Origin of the sequence: Neiella holothuriorum, from assembly GCF_019457915.1 — a bacterium.
Lineage (GTDB): Bacteria > Pseudomonadota > Gammaproteobacteria > Enterobacterales > Neiellaceae > Neiella > Neiella holothuriorum.
The window spans coordinates 1-22,005 of record NZ_JAHZSS010000009.1 but is presented as its reverse complement, the minus strand read 5'-3'; the positions used below and the strand labels follow the sequence as shown (position 1 = coordinate 22,005).

17 protein-coding genes and 1 pseudogene are annotated in these 22,005 nt (G+C 49.4%); 12 read left to right on the top strand and 6 right to left on the bottom strand.

Translation table 11 applies throughout. From position 1 onward, the window contains the following. Nucleotides 1–136: 136 nt before the first annotated feature. Nucleotides 137–1,951: a translational GTPase TypA gene (gene typA / locus K0504_RS08940; RefSeq protein WP_220103845.1), complete on the bottom strand. Its 1,815-nt coding sequence runs from the start codon at nucleotides 1,949–1,951 to the stop codon at nucleotides 137–139. A gap of 467 nt (nucleotides 1,952–2,418) precedes the next feature. Between typA and glnA the strand changes: the two genes are divergently transcribed. The 4 genes from glnA (at nucleotide 2,419) to glnG (ending at nucleotide 7,200) form a co-directional block, all read left to right on the top strand. Next, the gene (gene glnA / locus K0504_RS08935; RefSeq protein WP_220103844.1) at nucleotides 2,419–3,828 is read left to right on the top strand and encodes a glutamate--ammonia ligase; all 1,410 of its coding nucleotides are present in this window, start codon (nucleotides 2,419–2,421) and stop codon (nucleotides 3,826–3,828) included. A gap of 91 nt (nucleotides 3,829–3,919) precedes the next feature. Then, nucleotides 3,920–4,471, top strand: coding sequence for a DUF4124 domain-containing protein (locus tag K0504_RS08930; protein ID WP_220103843.1), 552 nt, complete (start codon nucleotides 3,920–3,922; stop codon nucleotides 4,469–4,471). Between the two features lie 194 nt (nucleotides 4,472–4,665). Then, the gene (glnL, locus tag K0504_RS08925) at nucleotides 4,666–5,745 is read left to right on the top strand and encodes a nitrogen regulation protein NR(II) (RefSeq protein ID WP_220103842.1); all 1,080 of its coding nucleotides are present in this window, start codon (nucleotides 4,666–4,668) and stop codon (nucleotides 5,743–5,745) included. A 6-nt stretch (nucleotides 5,746–5,751) separates the two neighbouring features. Next, nucleotides 5,752–7,200, top strand: coding sequence for a nitrogen regulation protein NR(I) (gene glnG / locus K0504_RS08920; RefSeq protein ID WP_220103841.1), 1,449 nt, complete (start codon nucleotides 5,752–5,754; stop codon nucleotides 7,198–7,200). Nucleotides 7,201–7,271: 71 nt separating this feature from the next. Here glnG and glgX read toward each other — a convergent pair whose 3' ends face one another. The 3 genes from glgX to K0504_RS08905 all read right to left on the bottom strand — a co-directional run bounded on the left by glgX (nucleotide 7,272) and on the right by K0504_RS08905 (nucleotide 11,796). Further along, nucleotides 7,272–9,344 carry a glycogen debranching protein GlgX gene (gene glgX / locus K0504_RS08915; RefSeq protein ID WP_220103840.1) on the bottom strand — a complete coding sequence of 691 codons (2,073 nt, stop codon included), beginning with the start codon at nucleotides 9,342–9,344 and terminating at the stop codon, nucleotides 7,272–7,274. Between the two features lie 77 nt (nucleotides 9,345–9,421). After that, nucleotides 9,422–10,651: a glucose-1-phosphate adenylyltransferase gene (glgC, locus tag K0504_RS08910; RefSeq protein ID WP_220103839.1), complete on the bottom strand. Its 1,230-nt coding sequence runs from the start codon at nucleotides 10,649–10,651 to the stop codon at nucleotides 9,422–9,424. A gap of 290 nt (nucleotides 10,652–10,941) precedes the next feature. Beyond that, a complete protein-coding gene (locus K0504_RS08905) occupies nucleotides 10,942–11,796 on the bottom strand; it encodes an endonuclease/exonuclease/phosphatase family protein (protein WP_220103838.1) in 855 nt (284 codons plus the stop codon). A 60-nt stretch (nucleotides 11,797–11,856) separates the two neighbouring features. On the opposite strand from K0504_RS08905, the gene K0504_RS08900 reads away from it, so the two are divergent. Both K0504_RS08900 and K0504_RS08895 read left to right on the top strand, forming a co-directional pair. Beyond that, a complete protein-coding gene (locus K0504_RS08900; RefSeq protein WP_220103837.1) occupies nucleotides 11,857–13,338 on the top strand; it encodes a phospholipase D family protein in 1,482 nt (493 codons plus the stop codon). Nucleotides 13,339–13,496: 158 nt separating this feature from the next. After that, on the top strand, nucleotides 13,497–14,627 hold the full coding sequence (locus tag K0504_RS08895; RefSeq protein WP_220103836.1) for a methyl-accepting chemotaxis protein: 1,131 nt from the start codon (nucleotides 13,497–13,499) through the stop codon (nucleotides 14,625–14,627). 61 nt (nucleotides 14,628–14,688) lie between these two features. Here the strand turns inward: K0504_RS08895 and K0504_RS08890 are convergent, their stop codons facing one another. Then, entirely contained in the window at nucleotides 14,689–15,036 is a 348-nt protein-coding gene (locus tag K0504_RS08890) for a DUF1820 family protein (protein ID WP_220103835.1), read from the bottom strand. Nucleotides 15,037–15,274: 238 nt separating this feature from the next. On the opposite strand from K0504_RS08890, the gene K0504_RS08885 reads away from it, so the two are divergent. Genes K0504_RS08885 through K0504_RS08865 form a run of 5 tightly spaced genes read left to right on the top strand, consistent with a single transcriptional unit; the run spans nucleotide 15,275 to nucleotide 21,019 of the window. Beyond that, nucleotides 15,275–15,871: a YhgN family NAAT transporter gene (locus K0504_RS08885; RefSeq protein WP_225918064.1), complete on the top strand. Its 597-nt coding sequence runs from the start codon at nucleotides 15,275–15,277 to the stop codon at nucleotides 15,869–15,871. Then, the gene (locus K0504_RS08880) at nucleotides 15,871–16,191 is read left to right on the top strand and encodes a putative signal transducing protein (RefSeq protein WP_220103834.1); all 321 of its coding nucleotides are present in this window, start codon (nucleotides 15,871–15,873) and stop codon (nucleotides 16,189–16,191) included. Before K0504_RS08885 ends, K0504_RS08880 begins: the two co-directional genes overlap by 1 nt. Before the next feature lie 2 nt (nucleotides 16,192–16,193). Beyond that, nucleotides 16,194–16,763, top strand: coding sequence for a YjaG family protein (locus K0504_RS08875; RefSeq protein WP_220103833.1), 570 nt, complete (start codon nucleotides 16,194–16,196; stop codon nucleotides 16,761–16,763). Between the two features lie 48 nt (nucleotides 16,764–16,811). After that, nucleotides 16,812–17,870: an efflux RND transporter periplasmic adaptor subunit gene (locus K0504_RS08870; RefSeq protein WP_220103832.1), complete on the top strand. Its 1,059-nt coding sequence runs from the start codon at nucleotides 16,812–16,814 to the stop codon at nucleotides 17,868–17,870. After that, nucleotides 17,867–21,019: an efflux RND transporter permease subunit gene (locus K0504_RS08865; protein WP_220103831.1), complete on the top strand. Its 3,153-nt coding sequence runs from the start codon at nucleotides 17,867–17,869 to the stop codon at nucleotides 21,017–21,019. The genes K0504_RS08870 and K0504_RS08865 overlap by 4 nt, the downstream gene beginning before the upstream one ends. Here the strand turns inward: K0504_RS08865 and rsmD are convergent. After that, on the bottom strand, nucleotides 20,995–21,576 hold the full coding sequence (rsmD, locus tag K0504_RS08860; protein WP_220103830.1) for a 16S rRNA (guanine(966)-N(2))-methyltransferase RsmD: 582 nt from the start codon (nucleotides 21,574–21,576) through the stop codon (nucleotides 20,995–20,997). The two genes, K0504_RS08865 and rsmD, sit on opposite strands and share 25 nt — an antisense overlap. Before the next feature lie 215 nt (nucleotides 21,577–21,791). On the opposite strand from rsmD, the pseudogene K0504_RS08855 reads away from it, so the two are divergent. Beyond that, a pseudogene (locus K0504_RS08855) lies at nucleotides 21,792–22,005 on the top strand (hypothetical protein); the annotation flags it as partial.

Genomic DNA, 22,005 nt, shown 5'->3' with positions numbered 1-22,005 from the left:
GACGGAAAAATGAAGTAAATTGAGCGGGTCAGTTTGTTTTAAAATGCCGTCGGTATCAAACGAATTTAAATTTTGACTAAAAAACAAAAAAGGGACTCCTGAAGAGTCCCTTTTCAAGTGTTACTTAGTTGGAAGCTTAAACGCGGCCGGCGCGTTTACGGTCGCTTTCAGTCAGTAACTTCTTACGAATACGAATGCTCTCAGGCGTTACTTCAACCAGCTCATCATCGTTAATGAACTCTAACGCTTGCTCCAAGGTGTATACCACTGGCGGCGTCAATACCTGCGCTTCGTCAGTACCCGAAGCACGAACGTTGGTCAGCTGCTTACCCTTCAAGCAGTTGACGGTTAAGTCGTTGGCGCGGCTGTGAATACCAATGATCTGGCCTTCATAAACTTCATCGGCGTGTTTGGCAAACAATTTACCGCGTTCTTGCAGGTTGAACAGCGCGTAGGTCAATGCTTTACCCGTGGCGTTTGAAATCAATACGCCGTTTTGGCGTTGACCAATAACGCCGCCTTTGAATGGGCCGTAATGATCGAATGTGTGGTAAAGCAAACCAGACCCAGAAGTCATGGTCATAAACTCGGTTTGGAAACCAATTAAGCCACGGCTTGGGATCATGAAGTCTAAGCGAATACGGCCTTTACCGTCAGGCGTCATGTTGGTCATCTCAGCTTTACGCAAGCCAAGCTGTTCCATCACAGAACCTTGGTGTTCGTCTTCAATGTCCACGGTCAAGGTTTCGTATGGCTCTTGTTTTTCACCATCGACTTCTTTAATGATTACTTCAGGACGCGATACCGCCAGCTCAAAACCTTCACGGCGCATATTTTCAATCAAGATGCCCAAGTGCAGCTCGCCACGGCCAGATACGCGGAACTTATCCGGATCGTCGGTTTCTTCAACGCGCAATGCCACGTTATGAACCAGCTCTTGCTCTAAGCGCTCAAGGATATTGCGCGAGGTAACGTACTTACCTTCTTTACCCGCAAACGGAGAGGTGTTGACCTGGAAGGTCATGGTAACGGTTGGTTCATCAACACTCAGCGGCGGCAATGCTTCGGCAGCATTCACATCACAGATGGTGTCAGAGATTTTCAGCTCACCTAAGCCAGTAATCGCGATGATGTCGCCAGCATGAGCTTCTGTCACTTGGTGACGCTCAAGGCCTAAGTAGCCCAGTACTTGGCCAACTTTGCCGTTGCGAGTTTTACCATCAGCACCAACGATAGTGACTTGTTGGTTTACCTTAGCAGTACCGCGCTTAATACGACCAATGCCAATGACGCCAACATATGAGTTGTAGTCAAGCTGGGAGATTTGCATTTGCAGCGAACCTGCGGCATCAGCTTCTGGCGGCTCAACGTTATCGATGATGGCTTGGAACAGCGGCTCCATAGAATCAGACTCTTCGTCTAAGTCTAGCGTCGCCCAACCGTTAATCGCAGACGCGTAAATCGTGTTGAAGTCGAGCTGCTCATCGGTAGCATCTAAGTTATCGAACAAGTCGAATACCTGATCCATAACCCAGTCAGGGCGCGCGCCCGGCTTATCGACCTTGTTGATAACAACAATAGGCTTCAACCCTTGGGCAAATGCTTTTTGAGTCACAAAGCGAGTTTGCGGCATTGGGCCGTCAACAGCATCAACTAACAACAACACGCAATCGACCATCGACATAACCCGCTCAACCTCACCACCGAAATCGGCGTGGCCTGGGGTGTCTACGATGTTGACGTGGTAGCCATTCCATTCAATCGCCGTGTTTTTGGCCAGAATGGTGATGCCACGTTCTTTTTCAAGGTCATTGGAATCCATAACCCGTTCGCCCGAATCGGCGCGAACATCCAACGTACCTGATTGCTGCAACAACTTATCTACCAGGGTGGTTTTACCGTGGTCAACGTGGGCAATAATTGCGATGTTGCGAATTTGTTTGGTTTGCATGTGCTTTACTCTGTGAACTCTGCATTTGTTGGCATGGCAATCAATCGCGTGCACGTGCCAGCAGCGTGGGGGCGAAGTTCGCCCAATCTTTGGATGCGTATTATGCACAAAAAAGAAACTATTGCTCGGTCTTTGTGATCTCGATCTAATCTGACCATTTAGTTTCATCTCGTCATAGTGCGATCTAGATCACTCCAGAATTTCACGATTACTGTAAAAGTAAGGACGCTTTGCACTCATATGGACAACTGAACACTTAAGCACCAAACAAGTGCATTGCGCACCATTTTAGTTCTTTTTGTCCACTTTCAAAGCATGGTTTTGTTGCACTTATATAGGCAACTAATTGTTATTAAACAACATGTCCATTTTGGCACATTATTCGCTTTGAAGTCAGACCCCTTTTTTAAAACAACAACGTGGATTGACCAGAATTTCCTAGATTGGAAATCGGAGGTATTTAAAGGATGTCCGTAGAAAACGTACTGAACCAGCTAAAAACTGAAGAAGTTAAATTTGTTGACCTGCGCTTTACCGACACAAAAGGTAAAGAACAGCACGTCACTATCCCACATCACCAAGTTGACGAAGACTTCTTCGAAGACGGTAAAATGTTTGATGGTTCGTCCATTGCAGGTTGGAAAGGCATTAATGAGTCAGACATGATTCTGATGCCAGACCCAAGCACTGCATTGCTTGACCCATTCTCAGATGAAGCAACTCTGATTATTCGTTGTGACATCCTTGAGCCTTCAACCATGCAAGGCTACGATCGTGACCCACGTTCTGTTGCAAAACGCGCTGAAGAATATCTGAAGTCTACCGGTATCGGTGATGCTTCTTACTTCGGTCCAGAGCCTGAGTTCTTCATGTTTGACGATGTACGCTTCAGCTCTGACATGTCAGGCGCTAGCTATAAAGTCGATTCTGAAGAAGCTGGCTGGAACAGCGACAAAGAATACCCAGAAGGTAACTTGGGTCACCGTCCAGGCGTTAAAGGCGGTTACTTCCCAGTACCACCAGTCGATTCTGGCTACAACATCCGTCATGCAATGTGCATGATCATGGAAGAGATGGGCCTGACTGTTGAAGCACACCACCACGAAGTGGCGACTGCTGGTCAGAACGAAATTGCTACCTTGTTCAACAGCTTGGTTAAGAAAGCTGATGAAATCCAAGTGTACAAGTACGTTGTTCACAACGTTGCTCACGCATACGGCAAGTCTGCGACTTTCATGCCTAAGCCTCTCGTTGGCGACAACGGTTCTGGCATGCACTGTCACCAGTCTATCTTCAAAGAAGGCGACAACACCTTCTCTGGCGATAAGTATGGCGGACTGTCTGAGACGGCTCTGTACTACATCGGTGGTATCATCAAGCACGCTAAAGCGATCAACGCTTTCGCTAACGCTTCTACCAACTCTTACAAGCGTCTGGTTCCAGGCTTCGAAGCTCCAGTAATGCTGGCATACTCTGCCCGTAACCGCTCTGCTTCTATCCGTATCCCATTCGTGCCTTCTCCGAAGGCTGTTCGTATTGAGGTACGTTTCCCTGATCCAACGGCTAACCCATACCTGGCATTCGCTTCTATGCTGATGGCTGGTATCGACGGTATTAAGAACAAGATCCACCCTGGCGATGCCATGGACAAAGACCTGTACGACTTGCCAGCTGAAGAAGCTGCTGCAATCCCTCAGGTTGCTTCTTCTTTGGAAGAATCTCTGGCTTGCTTAGATGCAGACCGTGAGTTCTTGAACGCTGGTGGCGTATTCTCTAACGACATGATCGACGCTTATATTGAGCTGAAATCTGCAGAAGTTGAGCGCCTGAACATGACAACTCACCCTGTTGAGTTCGAAATGTACTACAGCGTATAAACAGTTTAGTAACAACGAACTGTGAACAAAGCCCGTGCATTGCGCGGGCTTTTTTTTATACTGGCGGTAGGAACACTTTGCAGATGTGGACATGAAACCAGTCGTCGTTATTTTCTGCTTGTTGAGCACTTGGACGCTTACTAGCAACGCCACCGTTTACAGTTGGACTGATGAGAACGGCAATGTGGTCTATTCGGACTTACCGAGGCCGGGAGCTGACACCATCGATCTGCGCGCGCGCGTACAAAATGTTACCGACACTGCAACCGCACTACCGACACTTCAAACTGCATCAACATCAGAGTCTATTCCGCAACCGGCCATCAGTATTTCAGAGCCAGAAAACGACGCTACCATTCGCAGCGCCGAAGGTAATCTGATGATTGCCGCTGAGCTGGCGATTCCTGCCGGCGTAACACAGCGCTTGCAACTGCTCATTGACGGCGAGACCCAAGGTAAGCCTCAGCGAGAGAAAACGTTTGTGTTAACGGGGGTCGAGCGCGGCACTCACACACTACAGTTGCAGCTCGTCAATAACCAAGGCTCCGTCTTAGCTTCATCGCCAACCACCACCATTCATATGCATCGCCCGTCCAAACTGCATAATGCGAAAACCGGCCCAGTCCCTACGCCCTTAAACTGAGCGCTAACCAAGATAAAGCCCCAACATTAGGCACAGTATTTGCTCTTCTTCAGTTTTATTGTCTTTTTAGACATATGTCAGCGATCTGCCACCCTTTACGCACCATTTTAGTGCGATAAGTGTTATCATTCCTTCTCTCACAATAGATGGGCTTGATTTTGGTGCATCGCAAAGATGTAGGAACATCGACAGCCATGACGGCCATAGATTCAACACAACAAATAATTCCCGACTTGTCGGATACATTGCTTGAAAACTTGTCGACAGCAATCTTGCTGCTCGATCATCATTTGTTGATCCGCTTTATCAATGCAGCCGGCGAACAAACGTTGGCGCAAAGCGCGCACCGTCTAATTGGCGAGAAATTCACCACGCTATTTGAACATTCATCATTGCAGTCAGAGCTACTGCAAAATGTATTTTACAAGTCGCAGGGGTTTTCTGACGCGGAAGTGTCCTTAGTACCAACCGATGCCGCGCCGTTGTTGGCTGATATATCTGCATCGCCCATCATTATTGAAGGCGACACCTATGCATTGATTGAATTGCGCCGTGTCGATCAGCAGCGCCGTATTAGCCAAGAAGTGATTCAGAATGCCCAGCAAACTGCCGCGCGCGATTTAGTCCGCAGTTTGGCCCATGAAATTAAAAATCCGTTAGGCGGCCTCCGAGGAGCTGCGCAACTGCTTCAAAAAGAATTAGTAAACAACGATCTGAACGAATTTACCGGCATCATCATTGAACAAGCCGATCGACTAAGAAACTTGGTGGATCGCTTGTTAGGGCCGCAACAGTTGGGTCAGCGCTCAGAACACAATATTCACCGAGTATTAGAAACCGTGCGCCAATTGGTCAGCATGGAAAAATCCGAAGATCTTGCTTTAGTCCCCGATTACGACCCAAGTATTCCTGAGTTTCCAATGGATCCTGAGCAGATGCAGCAGGCCATTCTAAATATTGTAAAAAATGCCGTGGAAGCACTTGAGGGCAAGGGCACCATTACCATGTCGACGCGAATAACCAATCAGGTCACATTAAAAGGTATTCGCTACCGACTGGCAGTCGAGATCTCCATTGTGGATAACGGCCCTGGCGTACCGCTGGAGCTACAAGATACCGTGTTTTACCCAATGGTATCAGGTAAGCCCACAGGTACAGGTTTAGGGCTCTCCATTGCTCAGACACTAGCCGCCCAGCACAACGGTCGCATTGACTGCAGCAGTTGGCCGGGACACACAGAATTTAAAATTACACTACCGATACGCAAGGATTAAAGCGGCATGAGAAATTCCTCTGTATGGATTGTTGACGATGACAGCTCAATTCGTTGGGTTTTAGAGCGCGCCCTGAGCGCAGCCAACATCAGTAATCAGAGCTTTGCCAGTGCTGAAGATGTGCTGGACGAACTCAATCGCACCCGTCCACAAGTGATGATTTCGGATGTGAGAATGGCTGGCATGGACGGCTTAGACATGCTCAATCGCGTCAAAGAGCATTATCCAGAAATGCCGGTCGTCATTATGACTGCACACTCCGACCTTGATAGCGCTGTTACCGCATTTCAGAGCGGTGCATTTGAATACCTGCCAAAACCGTTTGATGTTGATGATGCGGTTACCTTAGTTAATCGTGCACTCACTCACGCTAAAGAACAGGCTAAAGCAGACAGTCAGGAAGGCGACGCGGCAGATCAAATTGAAATGCCAGAAATTATTGGCGAAGCACCTGCCATGCAAGAAGTGTTTCGCGCCATTGGCCGCCTATCTCGCTCGTCCATCAGCGTATTAATTAATGGTGGCTCAGGTACCGGTAAAGAGTTGGTCGCAGGCGCATTGCACAAACATAGCCCGCGAGCCAGCAAGCCGTTCATTGCACTGAATATGGCTGCCATTCCGCAAGATTTAATTGAATCAGAGCTATTTGGCCACGAGAAAGGCGCATTTACCGGTGCGGCCGGCCCGCGCCATGGTCGCTTTGAACAAGCCGACGGCGGCACCCTATTCTTGGATGAAATTGGCGACATGCCAATGGAAGTGCAAACACGCCTATTACGCGTGTTGTCCGACGGTCAGTTTTATCGTGTTGGCGGTCATGCACCAATTTCGGTAGATGTACGCATTATCGCAGCAACCCACCAAAATCTGGAAAATTTGGTGGGTCAAAATAAGTTTCGCGAAGATTTATTCCACCGTTTAAATGTCATTCGCGTTCATTTGCCTGCACTGGCTGAGCGCCGCACTGATATTCCGCAGTTAGCGCTACATTTTTTACAACGTGCCGCGGTCGATCTTGGCGTCGAAGCCAAAACGCTGCACCCAGATACAGAGCTGTATTTATCCCAACTGCCATGGCCTGGCAACGTTCGTCAGCTCGAAAATACCTGCCGTTGGTTAACCGTCATGGCAAGCAGCCAAGAAGTACTCGTCGCCGATCTGCCGCCAGAACTTTTGAATGAGCCGTTATCATCGTCGGCACCGACTGCAACCGGCGAGCCCGGTGAGCCTCAAGATCCAGGTAGTCAGCAGTGGCAACAATTGCTGCAATACTGGGCTGATAGCCAACTCGCCGCAGGCCGCAGCAATATTCTTGACGAAGCAACACCTGAGTTTGAGAAAGTCATGCTACGTTGCGCGTTGAATCATACCGGTGGGCATAAGCAAGAAGCCGCCCGCCGCTTAGGCTGGGGGCGTAATACCTTGACCCGCAAATTAAAAGAACTTGATATGTAACGCCGATGGCGCTCAACAAATAAAAAAGCCCGCTTTGCGGGCTTTTTTATTAGTCAAAACAGCGTCGTTGGCTACGTTAGGTCGGAGCCTTTTCTAGCCCACAACAACAACACCGATCGGGCGTCTAATTGGTAGTGATCAACGGTTAACGCAGGTGCACAGCCCAATTCAACATAATCATCAGGACTCGGCAGCGACGTATCAACAATCCGATACCAGTGACTATTTTCCACGTCAGGCAATTCAAAGCTCAGTGGTTCGTGATACGTATTAATCGCGAAGTAGACTGTTTCAGAAGAATGAGGCGCCTGCATTTTGATGGCAATCGAGCGAGAATGAGATGACCAATCGGGCGCGTAGGCCTTCGTGCCATGCCATTCGATGTTGGCGCTGTTGAGCATATCCGCTAACGACTGATTCAACTGCTGGCTAAGACCAGCGTTAAGTAACCGTAAACGAATCAAACTTTGAGTAAATCGAAGGAGATCTTGATTTTTAGCAACATCATCCCAGTCAAACCAACTTAGTTCGTTATCCTGACAATAGGCATTATTGTTGCCCTGTTGGCTCCGTGCGACCTCATCGCCCATATTGAGCATCGGCGTGCCCAAAGAACAGAACAACACCGTCATGAAGTTTTTCATCTGACGTTGGCGCAACGCTAGAATAGCGGGATCGTCCGTTGGCCCTTCAACACCACAATTCCAACTATTGTTGTGGTTGTCACCATCACGGTTGTTCTCACCATTCGCTTCATTGTGCTTGTCGTTGTAGCTCACAACATCGTTCAAGGTGAAACCATCGTGAGCGGTCACAAAATTAATGCTTCGCTGTGGCGCCGAGTTATGGTGCAAGTAGATATCTGGGCTGCCGATCAAACGGTTGGCAAACGCACTAAGCTGGCCTTCGTCACCTTTGATAAACGCGCGAATATCATCGCGATACTTACCATTCCACTCTTGCCAGCGATCACCAATGAAGCTGCCAACCTGATAAAGCCCTGCGGCATCCCAAGCTTCAGCAATGATCTTGGTTTGTGCCAAAACGGGGTCCGTATCAATGGACCACAAAATAGGTGGGCTTGCCATTGGGTGCCCGGCTTCATCCCGCGATAACACCGACGCCAAATCAAACCGGAATCCATCCACATGCATTTGCTGAACCCAGTACCGCAACGAGTGACGGATCATCCGTCGTACCACCGAGTGATTGGCATTAAAGGTATTGCCACAACCACTGTAGTTGGTGAACTGATCATTCTGATCGAGGATGTAATAAGTGTCGTTATCTAAGCCTTTGAAACTCAGAATCGGGCCATCGGATCCGCCTTCTGCGGTGTGGTTAAAGACCACATCAAGGAACACTTCAATGCCAGCTTGATGCAACGCTCTCACCATTTGACGAAACTCATTAACAGGCCCCAGCGGCGACTTGTCCATGGCATAGTCAGAATGTGGCGCAAAAAAGTTGATGGGGCTATATCCCCAATAATTTGCGGGGCTGTTAGGCGGTACATCTTGCGGATCAAATTGCTGCACCGGCATTAACTCAATGGCCGTTACGCCCAATTCTTTCAGGTACGGAATTTTGTCGATCACACCTAAATAAGTGCCTCGCCGCTCTGGTGCTACACCGGAATTAGGGTGGGCGGTAAAGCCTTTGACATGCATTTCATAAATGACAGTTTCTGACAGCGGGCGCGCAATGCGGCTGGTTTCTTGCCAATCAAACCCTTTGTGATCGACCACCGCCCCTAAAAAGCTATGGCCGACATTATCAACACCAAATTCGCACGCCATTGCCCGCGAATAAGTTGGTGGCCGACAGACGCTTTGAGCATACGGATCGAGCAAGACCTTGCTCGCATCATAATACAAACCTTTTTCAGGCACGTATGGCCCATGAACTCGATAACCATAGAGCTGGCCCGGCTTAATGCCTTTCAGCCAAATATGCCAATAGTGCCCACTATGGTGAAATTCTGGGTTGAGCGTGATGGTTTCAGGACAATCATCTTCCAGGTCGGCAAACAGCAGCAATTCAACGCCAGTGGCCAAGCGACTAAATAGACTGAAATTTACACCACCATTGAGGAACGACGCACCCAGCGGGTAAGTGCGTCCAGTATCTGCGACATATTTCATCAAGCGTGTCCGTTGTGGCAATTCAATATTAAGTTAAGCATAGAAAAAACCCCGGGGAGTGCCCGGGGTTTTATAGCTTAGAATCCGATTCGCGAACCTTTCGGTATCACCACGATTCCACCTTCGGATATGTGGAAGCGCTTGCGATCTGACTCTGGATCTTCACCAATCACCGTGCCCGGTGCAATATGAACATCCTTATCAATAATCGCTCGGCGAATTCGGCAACCTTCACCAATATCGTTATTACCCATGATCACACACTTTTCCATATAAGAATGGCTGTGAATATGGACGTTATGGCCAATGATACTGTTGTAAATAATAGCGCCACTGATAATGGAGCCTGCGGCAACCATGGATGAAATAGCTTGACCCGTTCGGTTGGTCTCATCATGTACAAATTTAGCTGGCGGCACTGCTGGATGATAACTGCGTAGCGGCCAGAATTTATTATACAAATTGATAGGTGGCTGAATTTGGATTAAATCCATATTGGCTTCAAAGTAAGCGTCAATGGTACCTACATCACGCCAGTAGCCACGAGCATACTCAGGCTCACCACGAATTACGTTGGTCGAGAAGTCGTAAACAAACACCTTACCTTGCGCATAAAGCTTAGGAATGATGTCGTGACCAAAATCGTGCTTCGAACCTTCCGCTTCGGCATCTTCTTCTAGGCTTTGCACCAGTGTTTTCGCTTCAAACACATAGTTGCCCATCGAGGCCAGACACATGTCAGGGCGGCCAGGAATAGTTTTTGGATTCTCTTTTGGCTTTTCTTCAAAGCCAATCATGCGGCCGTCTTCATCAATTTCGATAATACCAAATTGATCGGCTTCGCTAACATGGACAGGGATCGCCGCAACGGTCAATACCGCGTCTTTATCATGGTGATAATTAATCATTTGGCGAATGTCCATCTTGTAGATATGGTCACCACCAAAGATACAAACGTGCTCTGGGTCGAGGCCGCGAATCAAATGCAAGTTCTGGTAAATGGCATCGGCTGTGCCCATATACCAGTTTTTACCGGTTTGCATCTGCGCCGGAATCGGATCAATAAAGCGATTGGTCAAACCCGAAACCTGCCAGGCACGGGACATATGCTTCATCAACGAATGCGACTTAAACTGAGTTAATACGAAAATCTGAAGCAAATCCGAGTTCACGAAGTTGTTCAGTACAAAATCCATAATGCGATAGTTACCGCCGAAAGGTACTGCTGGTTTGGCTCGAATCCCAGTCAATGGCGACAACCGTGTACCTTCACCCCCTGCCAAAATCATGGACAAAATTCCAGACATGACTTCTCCTTTGCAATTCAATTTACGTCAACTGCGGCACCGAGAAACCGGTACCACAAACATTTATTATTTGCTCCCCAACGTTACAAACCCATGAATCATTGTTTTTAAAGTGAACAAACAATTCATGGCTTGTTGCGCCAAGTCAGCGAGCTGTGATTTGCTGTTTTTATCGAAACTATTATCCGTGCCAGATCGAGACAACAAGTTGATTTGAGGCAGGTTTAAAGAGTTAACAGTATCACAGTTTTTGTGCTTCACAAGTTAGAGGGTAATTTTGCTTAAAGCCATTAATCCGCATTAAAAAGCTTAAAACGAACTCTTAACCGACTATGGTCGGACACCTGCGTTGCCTCCACCGCAGCCTGCTCAACCACTAACCCTCGATAAAAAACATGATCAACCGGTTGGCCCAGAAACGTCACTCGCTCATCCGGCTGCCAGGAAACGGCTTCAAGGCCTAATTCCTGGTTAAACGCTACTAGTGCATCATGCCGTGTTTCACGCCAGCTGTTAAAGTCCCCACTCACAATAATGGGGCCTGTGTGCCATTTTAATAACCGACTGATTTGCTCTAATTGATTTTGATAATCAATTACCCCCAAAGTGAAGTTAATTGCATGCAAATTGACCAACCAGAGCGCGCCTTCATCCGATAATGAAAACACCGTGAGCAGCGCCGTTTTAGGCACCGGTAACCATGGCTCTTCAGCCCACCATCCACAAACGTGGCGGGCGGGCACTCGCGCCGAGGTACTTACGCCAGTCGCTGCATATCCGTGTTGCCGAGCAGAAAAAAATGCATTGCTCTGGTGGCGAAACCACTCGGGTTGCCCCAACAACGTCACAAGCCAAGGTTCAGCAACCACTTCTTGCAGCGCCAGCACATCGGTTTGCGAAGCAACGCGCTCGAATTCCGCCTGAAAGCCGGGCAATTGCTGCTTATACGTATTCCAAACCACCAGCTCAAAAGGGTTCGGCAACGCGATTGACGGATCGTTCAATCGAGAACGCGTTGCATCGAGCCATTGCGATGAACATTGACCTGCCACAACTTGCTGTTGATTATTTAAAACCTGATGGTGCTCGACCAATTGCCATGGCAAACTCAAATTAACGGCGAGCAACCAACTTAATACGCTCATAAGTCAGCTACACGTTGTTGGGGGGAGAACCAGGTTGGACTTAGGCCCGTACCTGTCATTATGAAATCGTCCAGCATTATTCGAATTCCTCGTAACTGGAAAAGTAAGGCGAGCCACGCCCTTCCAGCCGATTGGCAGTGCCCGATTGGCCAACAGCTAACCGCGGCCGAACTAACCCTGCGCGATGACGCTGCATTCCGTCTCATCAGTCGAGACGATGAAGCGCTAGCCATTCGCCTCGCACTCATTGACCAAGCGCAATGCAGCCTGGACATGCAGTACTACAAGTGGCTCGATGATAATAGTGGTTCACTGTTGATGTCGCATGTCATCGCCGCCGCAGAGCGAGGCGTGCGCGTTCGTTTACTCATTGATGATATTCACTTTGATGCCGATCTCAACGCACAAGCGCTTGATCACCACCCGAATATTGAGATCCGTTTGTTCAACCCCTTTAATTCGCGCCGCATGACCCCGCTGACCCGACCTCTTGAATGGTTACGCAACGAACGAGTCAATCACCGCATGCACAATAAATTGATTCTGGTGGACTCGCTGGTGGCGTTATGTGGTGGCCGCAATATTTCCGACCAGTATTTTGGTTTGTCGAGTCAGGTGACGTTTCGAGATCTCGATTTGCTGTGCCTGGGCAATGTTATCCCGGCCATGCATCTGGCGTTTGATGATTTTTGGAATAGCCGCTGGGCAATACCGGTGAACTCTCTGCTCAAAATTAGCTTACCCGCGCGCCAACGGCGACGGCTTCAGTTAATGTTGAGGCGCTTTAAGCGGTCGCGCCAATATGGTCACGTTGCTCGCTTACAGGAATTGGCCAAGCTTCCAGTCGCTGCGATTACTCAAAATCTGATTCGCGCGCAAGCGACTGTGATTTATGACTCGCCAGATAAAGTGCAACAGGGCCCGAACCAGCCGCGTTACAGTGTTGATCCGTTATTGGCTGCGCTACGACGCGTCAAGCAAGAGATTCACCTTATATCACCCTACTTGATTCCAACGCCGGGGATGCTCGCATTAATGCAGCAATATCAAGAGCGAGGTGTAAAAGTGAATATACTCACCAATTCTCTGGCCAGTAATGATGTTGTGATGGCTCATGGCGGCTACATGGCGCATCGTAGTCGTTTGTTGCAACTGGGCGCCAAGTTGTTTGAGTTATCACCTAGCGCTCAATTTGATCCACCGGCGCCGTCGCCATACAGCTTGCACAGCAAAACCTTGGTACTCGATCAACAACATGTGTTCATTGGCACCCATAACGCCGATCCCCGCTCGATTCATCTCAATACTGAAATGGGCCTGCTGATCTACAGTCAGCCGCTCGCCCAACAAGTGCTTGAGCAATTTCATCAGCACACGCAATCCGGCAACAGCTGGCGAGTATCTCGCCGCAGAGGTAAATTATTCTGGCGACGTCGTTGGTGCGGGCAAACCCAACTCAAGCGACAAGAGCCGGAAAGCAGTTGTTGGCGGCGCTGGCTTGCTCGCTTTTCAAGTTGGCTGCCGATTCACAAACAACTGTAAAACTACATAGCTATCAGCACCTAAGATGAGAAATGGTTTACATCACGTAACCAAAAAATTATTGTCAGACAATTCAAGCTTCGGCCAACAGTGTCGATAATAGCTCGACATACCGTCGTCGCCTCAAAGCGGCACGAATTACAAAAGGAATCATTCCTATGGCTGGTCTTGCACTGCGCTTAACCTTACTGAGCGCCGCACCGGTGACACTCATCATTATTGGCTCTACGCTAGTGACTAACTCGCTTAGCATCGGCGCAGCCGTTGTGCTTACTGCGGTCATTTTGTTGCTGTTGGCCTTGGCAAATTGGTGGGGCACCCAACAATGGCTCATGCAGCCGCTCCAACAAATGGCCAGCAAACATCCTCAATTGTCTGCGAATCAACCAGATCCAGTGACACTGGTGCAAGCCATGTGTGCCGAGCAACAAACCAAGCTGTCTCAAGTCGCCAGTCAAGTTCATCAGCTCAGCGAAACGGTGGAAATGAACGCCGAAAGCATGGCTGCTGCCAGTGATAACACCTTAACGGTTAACGGCCAGCAACAACGCGAATTGACGTCTCTTGCAGAAACCCTGTCTGAACTCAATAGCAATGCGACCGCAGTGGCGAGCAATGCCAGCAGCGCCGCCGAGCAAACCCACAGTACGCGTGAATTTGCAGATAACGGTGCTGCCATTGTGATCAGCTCTATGGATACGGTGAATCAGTTGACGGAGCAAATTGATACCACCGCAATGAAAGTGGAAACACTGCGCGAAAATAGCGACAACATCAGCTCTGCGCTAACGGTGATTCGTTCCATTGCAGAACAAACCAATTTGCTGGCGTTAAACGCCGCAATTGAAGCGGCTCGCGCCGGGGAGCAAGGTAGAGGGTTTGCCGTGGTGGCCGACGAAGTTCGATCGCTGGCTCAAAAAACTCAGCAATCCACCGAAGAAATTGAATCCATCATTAATGAATTGCAGCGCGCATCAGGCGAAGCCAATACCGCCATGCGAGAAAGCCAAACGGCCGCGCAGCAAACCATTGAAACCTCGGCCAAGGTTAGCGATGCGCTCGAACATATTCGCGCCAGCGTCACGTCGATTAGCGATATGAACAATGAAATTGCTCAAAATGCCACATCGCAACAACAAGTGGCAGAAACCGCCAGCCAACATGTCAGTTCATTGCAAGCGTTGTCAGACAGCGTATCGGGTAATATTCAGGTGGCAAAAGACAATGGCCAACAGTTAGCCGGTGAAACCAATGCGTTGCGGCAAGTCGTCGCCCAGCTACAACAGTAAAGCACTCACTGCTGTTAAACGACGCACGTTTGACAGCAGCGCTCCGTTCAACGGATAAGCGCTACTTACCCTTGGTATAGATTGGCGCGGGAAACGGCGTTACTTTGTCTGATAGCGGTTTGATGCTCGCGCGCCCTCGTTGCTCAACGGCATCAATTCGCAACACGTTATGCATTGGCAAGTAAGTGCGATTCACACCGGCAAACTCACTCTTTAAACGCTCTTCCGCGGTATCGACAAGAAGCTCAGATTGGGTATTCCAAACAAAGTCGGCAATTTCAATAAAGCCCCATAAACTTCCTTGCACGACTTCACGCACAAATAGTTGATACTGCTCACCATTGACGACAAATTGAATGCGATACAAAAGGCGTTGCTCTGAGCTTTGTTTTGAGCCTTGTTCTGACATGACAGCCTCCAAAATAGGTGCGCTATTCTAATCATTCGCACTGCCGGCAACAAGCGTTCGTAAAAGCCCCAAACAGCCGCACACTAGCCACTACAGACGTTAGTTTCCGGTGCTGTTCTATAATCCTTACAATTATTTACAGTTCTTCTTTTGCAAAGGCTCTGGTTGCTAGGCATTTTGCTCAAATCACTGTGGTAGACTCGCGGCCAATTTTCTTTGGCATTTCATTGAGGTGATAATGGAAACCCTATCGGCTGCCGCCATGTTGTTTCTAATCATGGATCCTTTGGGCAACTTACCCATATTCATGTCCATCCTGAAACAAGTTGATCCGAAGCGGCGTCGCATCGTGTTAATCCGCGAGTTGGTCATTGCTTTGGCGATCATGTTGCTGTTCCTTTATACCGGCTCAGCGATCTTGTCGTTTTTGCACCTAAAGCAAGAAGCAGTCAGCATTGCTGGCGGTATCATTTTGTTTTTAATTGCAATTCGAATGATCTTTCCACAGCCCGGTGGCGTTATTGGCTTAGCCGCAGGTGAAGAGCCGCTCATTGTGCCCATGGCGATTCCGCTGGTTGCCGGCCCGTCCATTTTGGCGGCGCTGTTGCTACTTGCTAATCAAGAGCCCGGCAGGATGACCGATTGGACCATCGCGCTACTGGCCGCTTGGGTACCAACGACTTTGATTCTGTTGTTTTCACAGAACTTCCATAAGTGGCTCGGTGAACGAGGCTTAACAGCAATGGAAAAACTGATGGGGATGATATTGGTAATGCTGAGCGTACAAATGTTCCTCGATGGCATTGCCGATTACCTTGAAGCGAGCATGCATTAATGCCACGCCAGCGCCTTTACAGAGCAGAAAACAGTATTGAAGCGAGGTTGCTTGCAGGGTTACTCGAGCAACAACGCATTGAGGTAGACATTCGTGGCGAGTCGCTCACCGGAGCCGTCGGTGAGTTGCCTGCAGACTTGTTGCAAATTGAGCTTTGGGTTGATGAGACAAGCTTCAACCAAGCACAACAAATCATGCAACAGTGGCAACAACAGAAAAATGTAACAGGGCATTGGCATTGCCAACAATGTAATGAGTCGAATCCCGCCAGCTTTGATATTTGCTGGCAATGCGGCTCCCCTGCACTAAGGAGTCAATAGTCATGTCATTTAACGACCAACTCAGAGCAATCGAGGACTGGCAGCATGTTGCTTTTTGTGCCGCGATTGCCGAACGAATGCTGCCCAATTGGCAATTGTTTGCTGATGCTCAGGAAAACGATGCTGGCCGCAAAGCGCGCGCAATTTTGGACACCGTTTGGGAGCACTTAACGGTAGCAGGCAGTCGGATCGACTTCGTCAAACAAGCCGAAAAATTGCAAGACTTAATCCCCGATCCCAGCACAGATGACAGCTTAGGTAGCTACCTCAGCCTCGACGCAGCCATGGCCATCGATCATTGCCTGCAATTACTGATTCAAAAAGATGTCGAGCAAGTCGTGAGCATTAGCCGGTTATCACGGGCTAGCGTTGCTCGCTTCATTGAAGCAACCGTTGAGCTTGGTGACGGTGACCGTTTAAGCGATCAACCCTTGATGGCATTTGAACACGACTGCCAACAAGAAATTCTGGCTCACGTAGCCGGTAAAGCCAAACTCGACTACCAACACAATAAAGCATTGCGCCAACTGATTCGGGAGCAAGGCGTTAGCAGTATTGGCATCGAACGATAACTAATAATTAAAACTAAAAATCCAGTTTACCGACAGGAAACCGTCCCAATGAAACGTATCATTATTGCACTCGTTATTATCGCAGTTGCGGGTGGCGTCTACTGGCGTTACCAGCAGAATGCCGCCATTGAAAAACGACAGCGGCCAATGGCTTCTGTTGTCGCAGCGACAATGACTCAAATGATTATGGAAGATCGCTTCGAAGCGCTTGGAACCTTGCAAGCCAACAGTAATATCGAAGTAACCGCCAACACCACCGACAAGATTGTCGAAGTGCGTTTCAAAGACGGACAGGCCGTTGAACAAGGCCAAGTTCTGGTAAGACTGCAAAGTGGTGAGCAGCAAGCACAATTACAAGCAGCCAAAGTCTATTTGGCGGAGCAGCAACGCGAGTACAAACGGATTGAGGACTTAGTCCGCAAACGCACCGTGGCCAGCTCAGAGTTAGACCGCCTGCAATCCTTGATTGATGTTGGCCAAGCGCGCGTTGCAGAAGCCCAGTCTAATCTCGATGATCGCATCATCACAGCGCCATTTCCTGGTCACCTTGGTTTTCGCCAAGTCAGTACCGGCGCCTTGGTCACCCCAGGTACGTTAATCACTACCCTCGATGACATTAGTGTGCTCAAACTGGACTTCCAAATCCCTGAACGCTTCCTCACAGCAGTCACTCCTGGAACCGAAATCGCCACCACAAGTGCAGCCTACCCAGGCCGCACCTTTACTGGCAAAATTAGCAGCTTAGCAACACGTATTGATCCAGTAACGCGCGCGATCAGTGTGCGTGCATTAATTGACAACGAGGACTCTGCCCTGCGTCCAGGCATGCTGATGCGGGTGCAAGTGATACGCGCACGCCATGAGGTGTTCGCAGCGCCAGAGCAAGCGTTGATCATGCTGCAAGACAAGCACTACGTTTACTTAATTGATGACGAAAACACCGTAAGCCAAAAAGAAATCGAAATCGGCATGCGCCAAAATGGCATGGTTGAAATCCTAAGTGGCATCGAGCCCGGCGAGCGCATGGTGATTGAAGGGCGACTAAAAGTTCGCGCCGGCGCCAAGGTCGAGATCCAAGAAGAAACTTGGCGTGAGGGTGAATCATGATCCTGACCGACGTTTCTGTAAAGCGTCCCGTCTTCGCCTCGGTTCTCAGCTTATTGCTGCTGGCCTTTGGCTTGGTCGCATTCGATAAGCTGCCGTTGCGCGAATATCCGGACATTGATGCGCCAGTGGTTTCCATTAGCACCAACTACCGAGGCGCCTCCGCGTCGGTGGTTGAAAGCCGCATTACCAAATTGATTGAGGATCGAATTGCTGGCGTTGAAGGCATTCGCAATGTGGTTTCTAGCTCTCAAGATGGTCGGTCACGGATCACTATTGAGTTCAATATCTCCCGCGACATTGATGCCGCAGCGAACGATATTCGAGAACGAGTTTCACGAATTCTCAATAACTTACCGGAAGAAGCAGATCCACCAGAAGTCACCAAAGCAGGCGCTGATGATGACACCATCATGTGGCTTAACCTGACGTCCGATCGCATGAATTTAATGGAGCTGACAGATTACGCCAGGCGTTATTTGGAAGACCGGTTCAGCGTGATTGACGGTGTAGCGCGCGTGCGTATTGGTGGTGGTCTCGATTATTCATTGCGTATTTGGCTCGACCGCGAAGCGCTAGCTGCTCGCGACCTTACGGTCAATGACATTGAAAGCGCACTGCGACGTGAAAATGTTGAATTACCTGCCGGTAACATTGAATCCGACAACATCATGTTTACCGTGCGTATTCAGCGAGCCTATGACACTGCCGAGCAGTTTTCTAACTTGGTGATTGCGCGCGGCGATAATAATTACTTAGTACGGATGCGCGATGTCGCACGGGTCGAAATTGGCCCGTCGGAAAAACGAAAATCGTTCCGCGGCAATGGGGTTCCCATGGTCGGCTTGGGGATTACCAAGCAGTCCACCGCCAACACACTGGAAGTAGCCAAAGGCGTTCAGGCGCTGGTTAAAGAAGTGAATGAACAATTGCCCGAAGGCATGGAGGTCCTCAACAGTTACGACTCGTCGGTATTTATTGAGCGTTCCATTGATGAGGTTTACCAAACACTATTTATTGCCATGGGTTTGGTCATTCTCGTCATCTTGCTATTTCTGGGTAACGTTCGAGCCATGCTGATCCCAGCATTGACGGTGCCGGTTTCCCTAATGGGCACCTTTATCATTCTGTATTTGCTCGGCTTTACCATCAACCTATTAACCTTACTGGCGATGATTTTAGCCATCGGGATGGTGGTTGATGACGCCATCGTGATGCTCGAAAATATCCACCGACGCATTGAGTCAGGCGAATCGCCACTCGTTGCCTCTTACCTCGGTGCTCGTCAGGTTTCATTCGCAGTTGTTGCCACCACGCTGGTTTTGATCGCCGTGTTCTTGCCCATCACGTTCTTGGATGGCGATATCGGCAAGCTATTTACCGAATTTGCCGTGGCCATGTCGGCAGCTGTGGCTTTCTCAAGCTTAGTTGCGTTGACCCTGTCACCGATGATGTGCTCGAAGCTACTTAAGCCCAACGAAAAGCCAAGCTGGCTGACGCGCAAAATGGATTCGGCGCTCGATCGGGTGCGGACCAGCTATCAAGCCAGCCTCCGTAAGCGCATTAAAAAACCTTGGCTGACCTTTGCCATCATTATTGCTGCCGTTGGTGCGGTAACCGTGCTGTTCAGTCAAGTACCTGATGAATTCACGCCAAAAGAAGATCGCGGCGCATTTTTCATTATTGTGAATGCGCATGAGGGCGCCACTTATCAATTCAGCAAAGAATACATGGATGAGATTGAACGCCGCCTGATGCCGATGACCGAACGTGGTGACGTGAAGCGCTTGCTGATCCGAACGCCGCGTTCATTTGGCTCCACCTCAAACTTTGCTGGCGGCTTTGCCATTTTGGTCCTAAATGACTGGGAAAACAGGCCAAGCGCTTGGCAGTTAATGAATGAGGTGAAGGAAAAAATTGGCGATTTGGCCGGCGTTCGTGCATTCCCTGTCATGCGCCAAGCTCTAGGTGGCGGTGTTGGCAAGCCAATTCAATTTGTTCTTGGTGGCAGTGACTACGAGGAGTTGGCGCGCTGGCGTGACATTATGATCCGTGAAGCCAGCAAGAACCCGAATATCGTTGGTCTTGATCATGACTTCAAAGAAACCAAGCCACAACTTCGCGTGGTGGTTGATACCGAACGAGCCGGTGATCTTGGTGTTTCAATCTCTGAGATTGGTCGCACGCTAGAAACCATGCAAGGCTCGCGTGTTGTGACCACCTTCATGATGCGTGGCGAAGAATATGACGTCATTCTAGAAGGTGAACGTGACCGCCAGAACACCGCCACAGACATGACTAATATGTACGTGCGCAGTGCCAATACTGGTGAGCTAATACCGCTATCGAACTTGGTAGAAGTCGAAGAGTTTGCCGACGCCACGTCGCTTAATCGCTATAACCGGATGCGCGCCATTACGTTAGAAGGCAGCTTGGCCGATGGTTACACCCTAGGTGAGGCATTAAGCTACCTTAACGATATTGCCCACACCTACCTGCCCGCCGATGCCATGATTAGCTACAAAGGCCAATCACAGGACTATCAAGACTCCGGCGGCTCCATCTACTTCGTGTTCACCATGGCGTTGTTAGTGGTGTTTTTGGTGTTAGCGGCGCAGTTTGAAAGCTACATCCACCCGCTTGTGATCATGCTGACGGTACCGCTAGCGATATTCGGTGCATTGTTGGGGCTGTACTTGTTTGGTCAGTCGCTCAACATTTACAGCCAGATCGGCATTATTATGCTGATTGGCCTCGCAGCTAAGAACGGTATTCTGATTGTAGAATTTACCAACCAGCTGCGTGACCAAGGTACGCCATTCGAGGATGCGATTGTCGAGGCCGCAGGTCAGCGTTTACGGCCAATTCTCATGACCGCTGTCACTACCGCATTGGGCGCATTACCGCTAGTACTCAGCTCGGGGGCCGGTAGTGAAACCCGCATTGTGATTGGCGTGGTGGTATTAACCGGGATTATCGTGGCAACGGCGTTCACCCTCGTGATTGTGCCGTCGGTATACGGTTTACTCGCACGTGGTAGCGGCTCGCCAGATGACGTTGCTCACGAACTTGATCGTCAGCTGGCCCTCCAGGCCGGCAAAGCCTCGTCTGCGCCTGCCGAGGAAGCTCAGTCTTCAGAGGTTAATCGATAAAGTCTGGCGTGGGCTTGCCCCGCCACTTTTTCGCGCCACAGCTGCCAGTTCGCCGGCAGTTGTGGCAATACCAACCCCGCTTCTGATTCCGTATAAACCCAAGCCTCTTCCGCCAACCAAGGCTGCAGCGCACTCAAGGTTGGTGCTAATAGGTCTTTGCCATAGGGTGGATCGACAAACACCAAATCAAATGAGTGCGGCGTTTGCTGCAAGTAGCTGAGTACATCAGATTGAATAATTTGTGCTTGCGCCTGCAATGTTTGTGCATTGGCTTTAAGTTGCTTAGCCGCCTGACCATCTCGCTCGACGGCAATCAATGATTCGGCATACCGCGATAAGGCTTCAAACCCCAAGCCACCCGCACCAGCATATAAATCCAGTACGTTGGCGCCATCTAATTCGCCTTGAAGCCAATTAAATAAAGTTTCTTTTTGCCGATCGGTGGTGGGCCGCAAGCCTTGCAAATCATGAACAGGTAATTTTCGCCCGCGCCACTGGCCGGCAATGATACGAATTTGGCCGCCGCTCGCGGCATGTTTGTTAGATTTTTTACGCATGACTTAGCGGGCTCAACTCATTTTACTGACATGGTGTTAGCGCAGGTGAATCGCTTGGGATGAAAAAAACACCAGAAGCAGGTAACATCCGCGACAACACAAATTTTAACGTCGGTTTCACTCCGGTACGCTGGAGTAAAGCGGCAATAGTCTACCAGTTTTTCTCAACCCTCACCGTTTCTCAAGCGGGTTCATACCAACGGGTTCAAAATTAGATGGCAAAATCGAAAAAGAAAGGTTTATTTTCCTGGTTCAGCAAAGACAAAGTTGAAGCCGAACAGCAGCCGGAAAATGAACAAATAGAAGCGGAAGCCGAGCAACCGCCTCAAGCGGAGCCTGCGGCAAAATTGGCGCCAGAGCCAGAGCCAGAGCCAGAGCCAGAGCCAGAGCCAGAGCCAGAGCCAGAGCCAGAGCCAGAGCCAGAGCCAG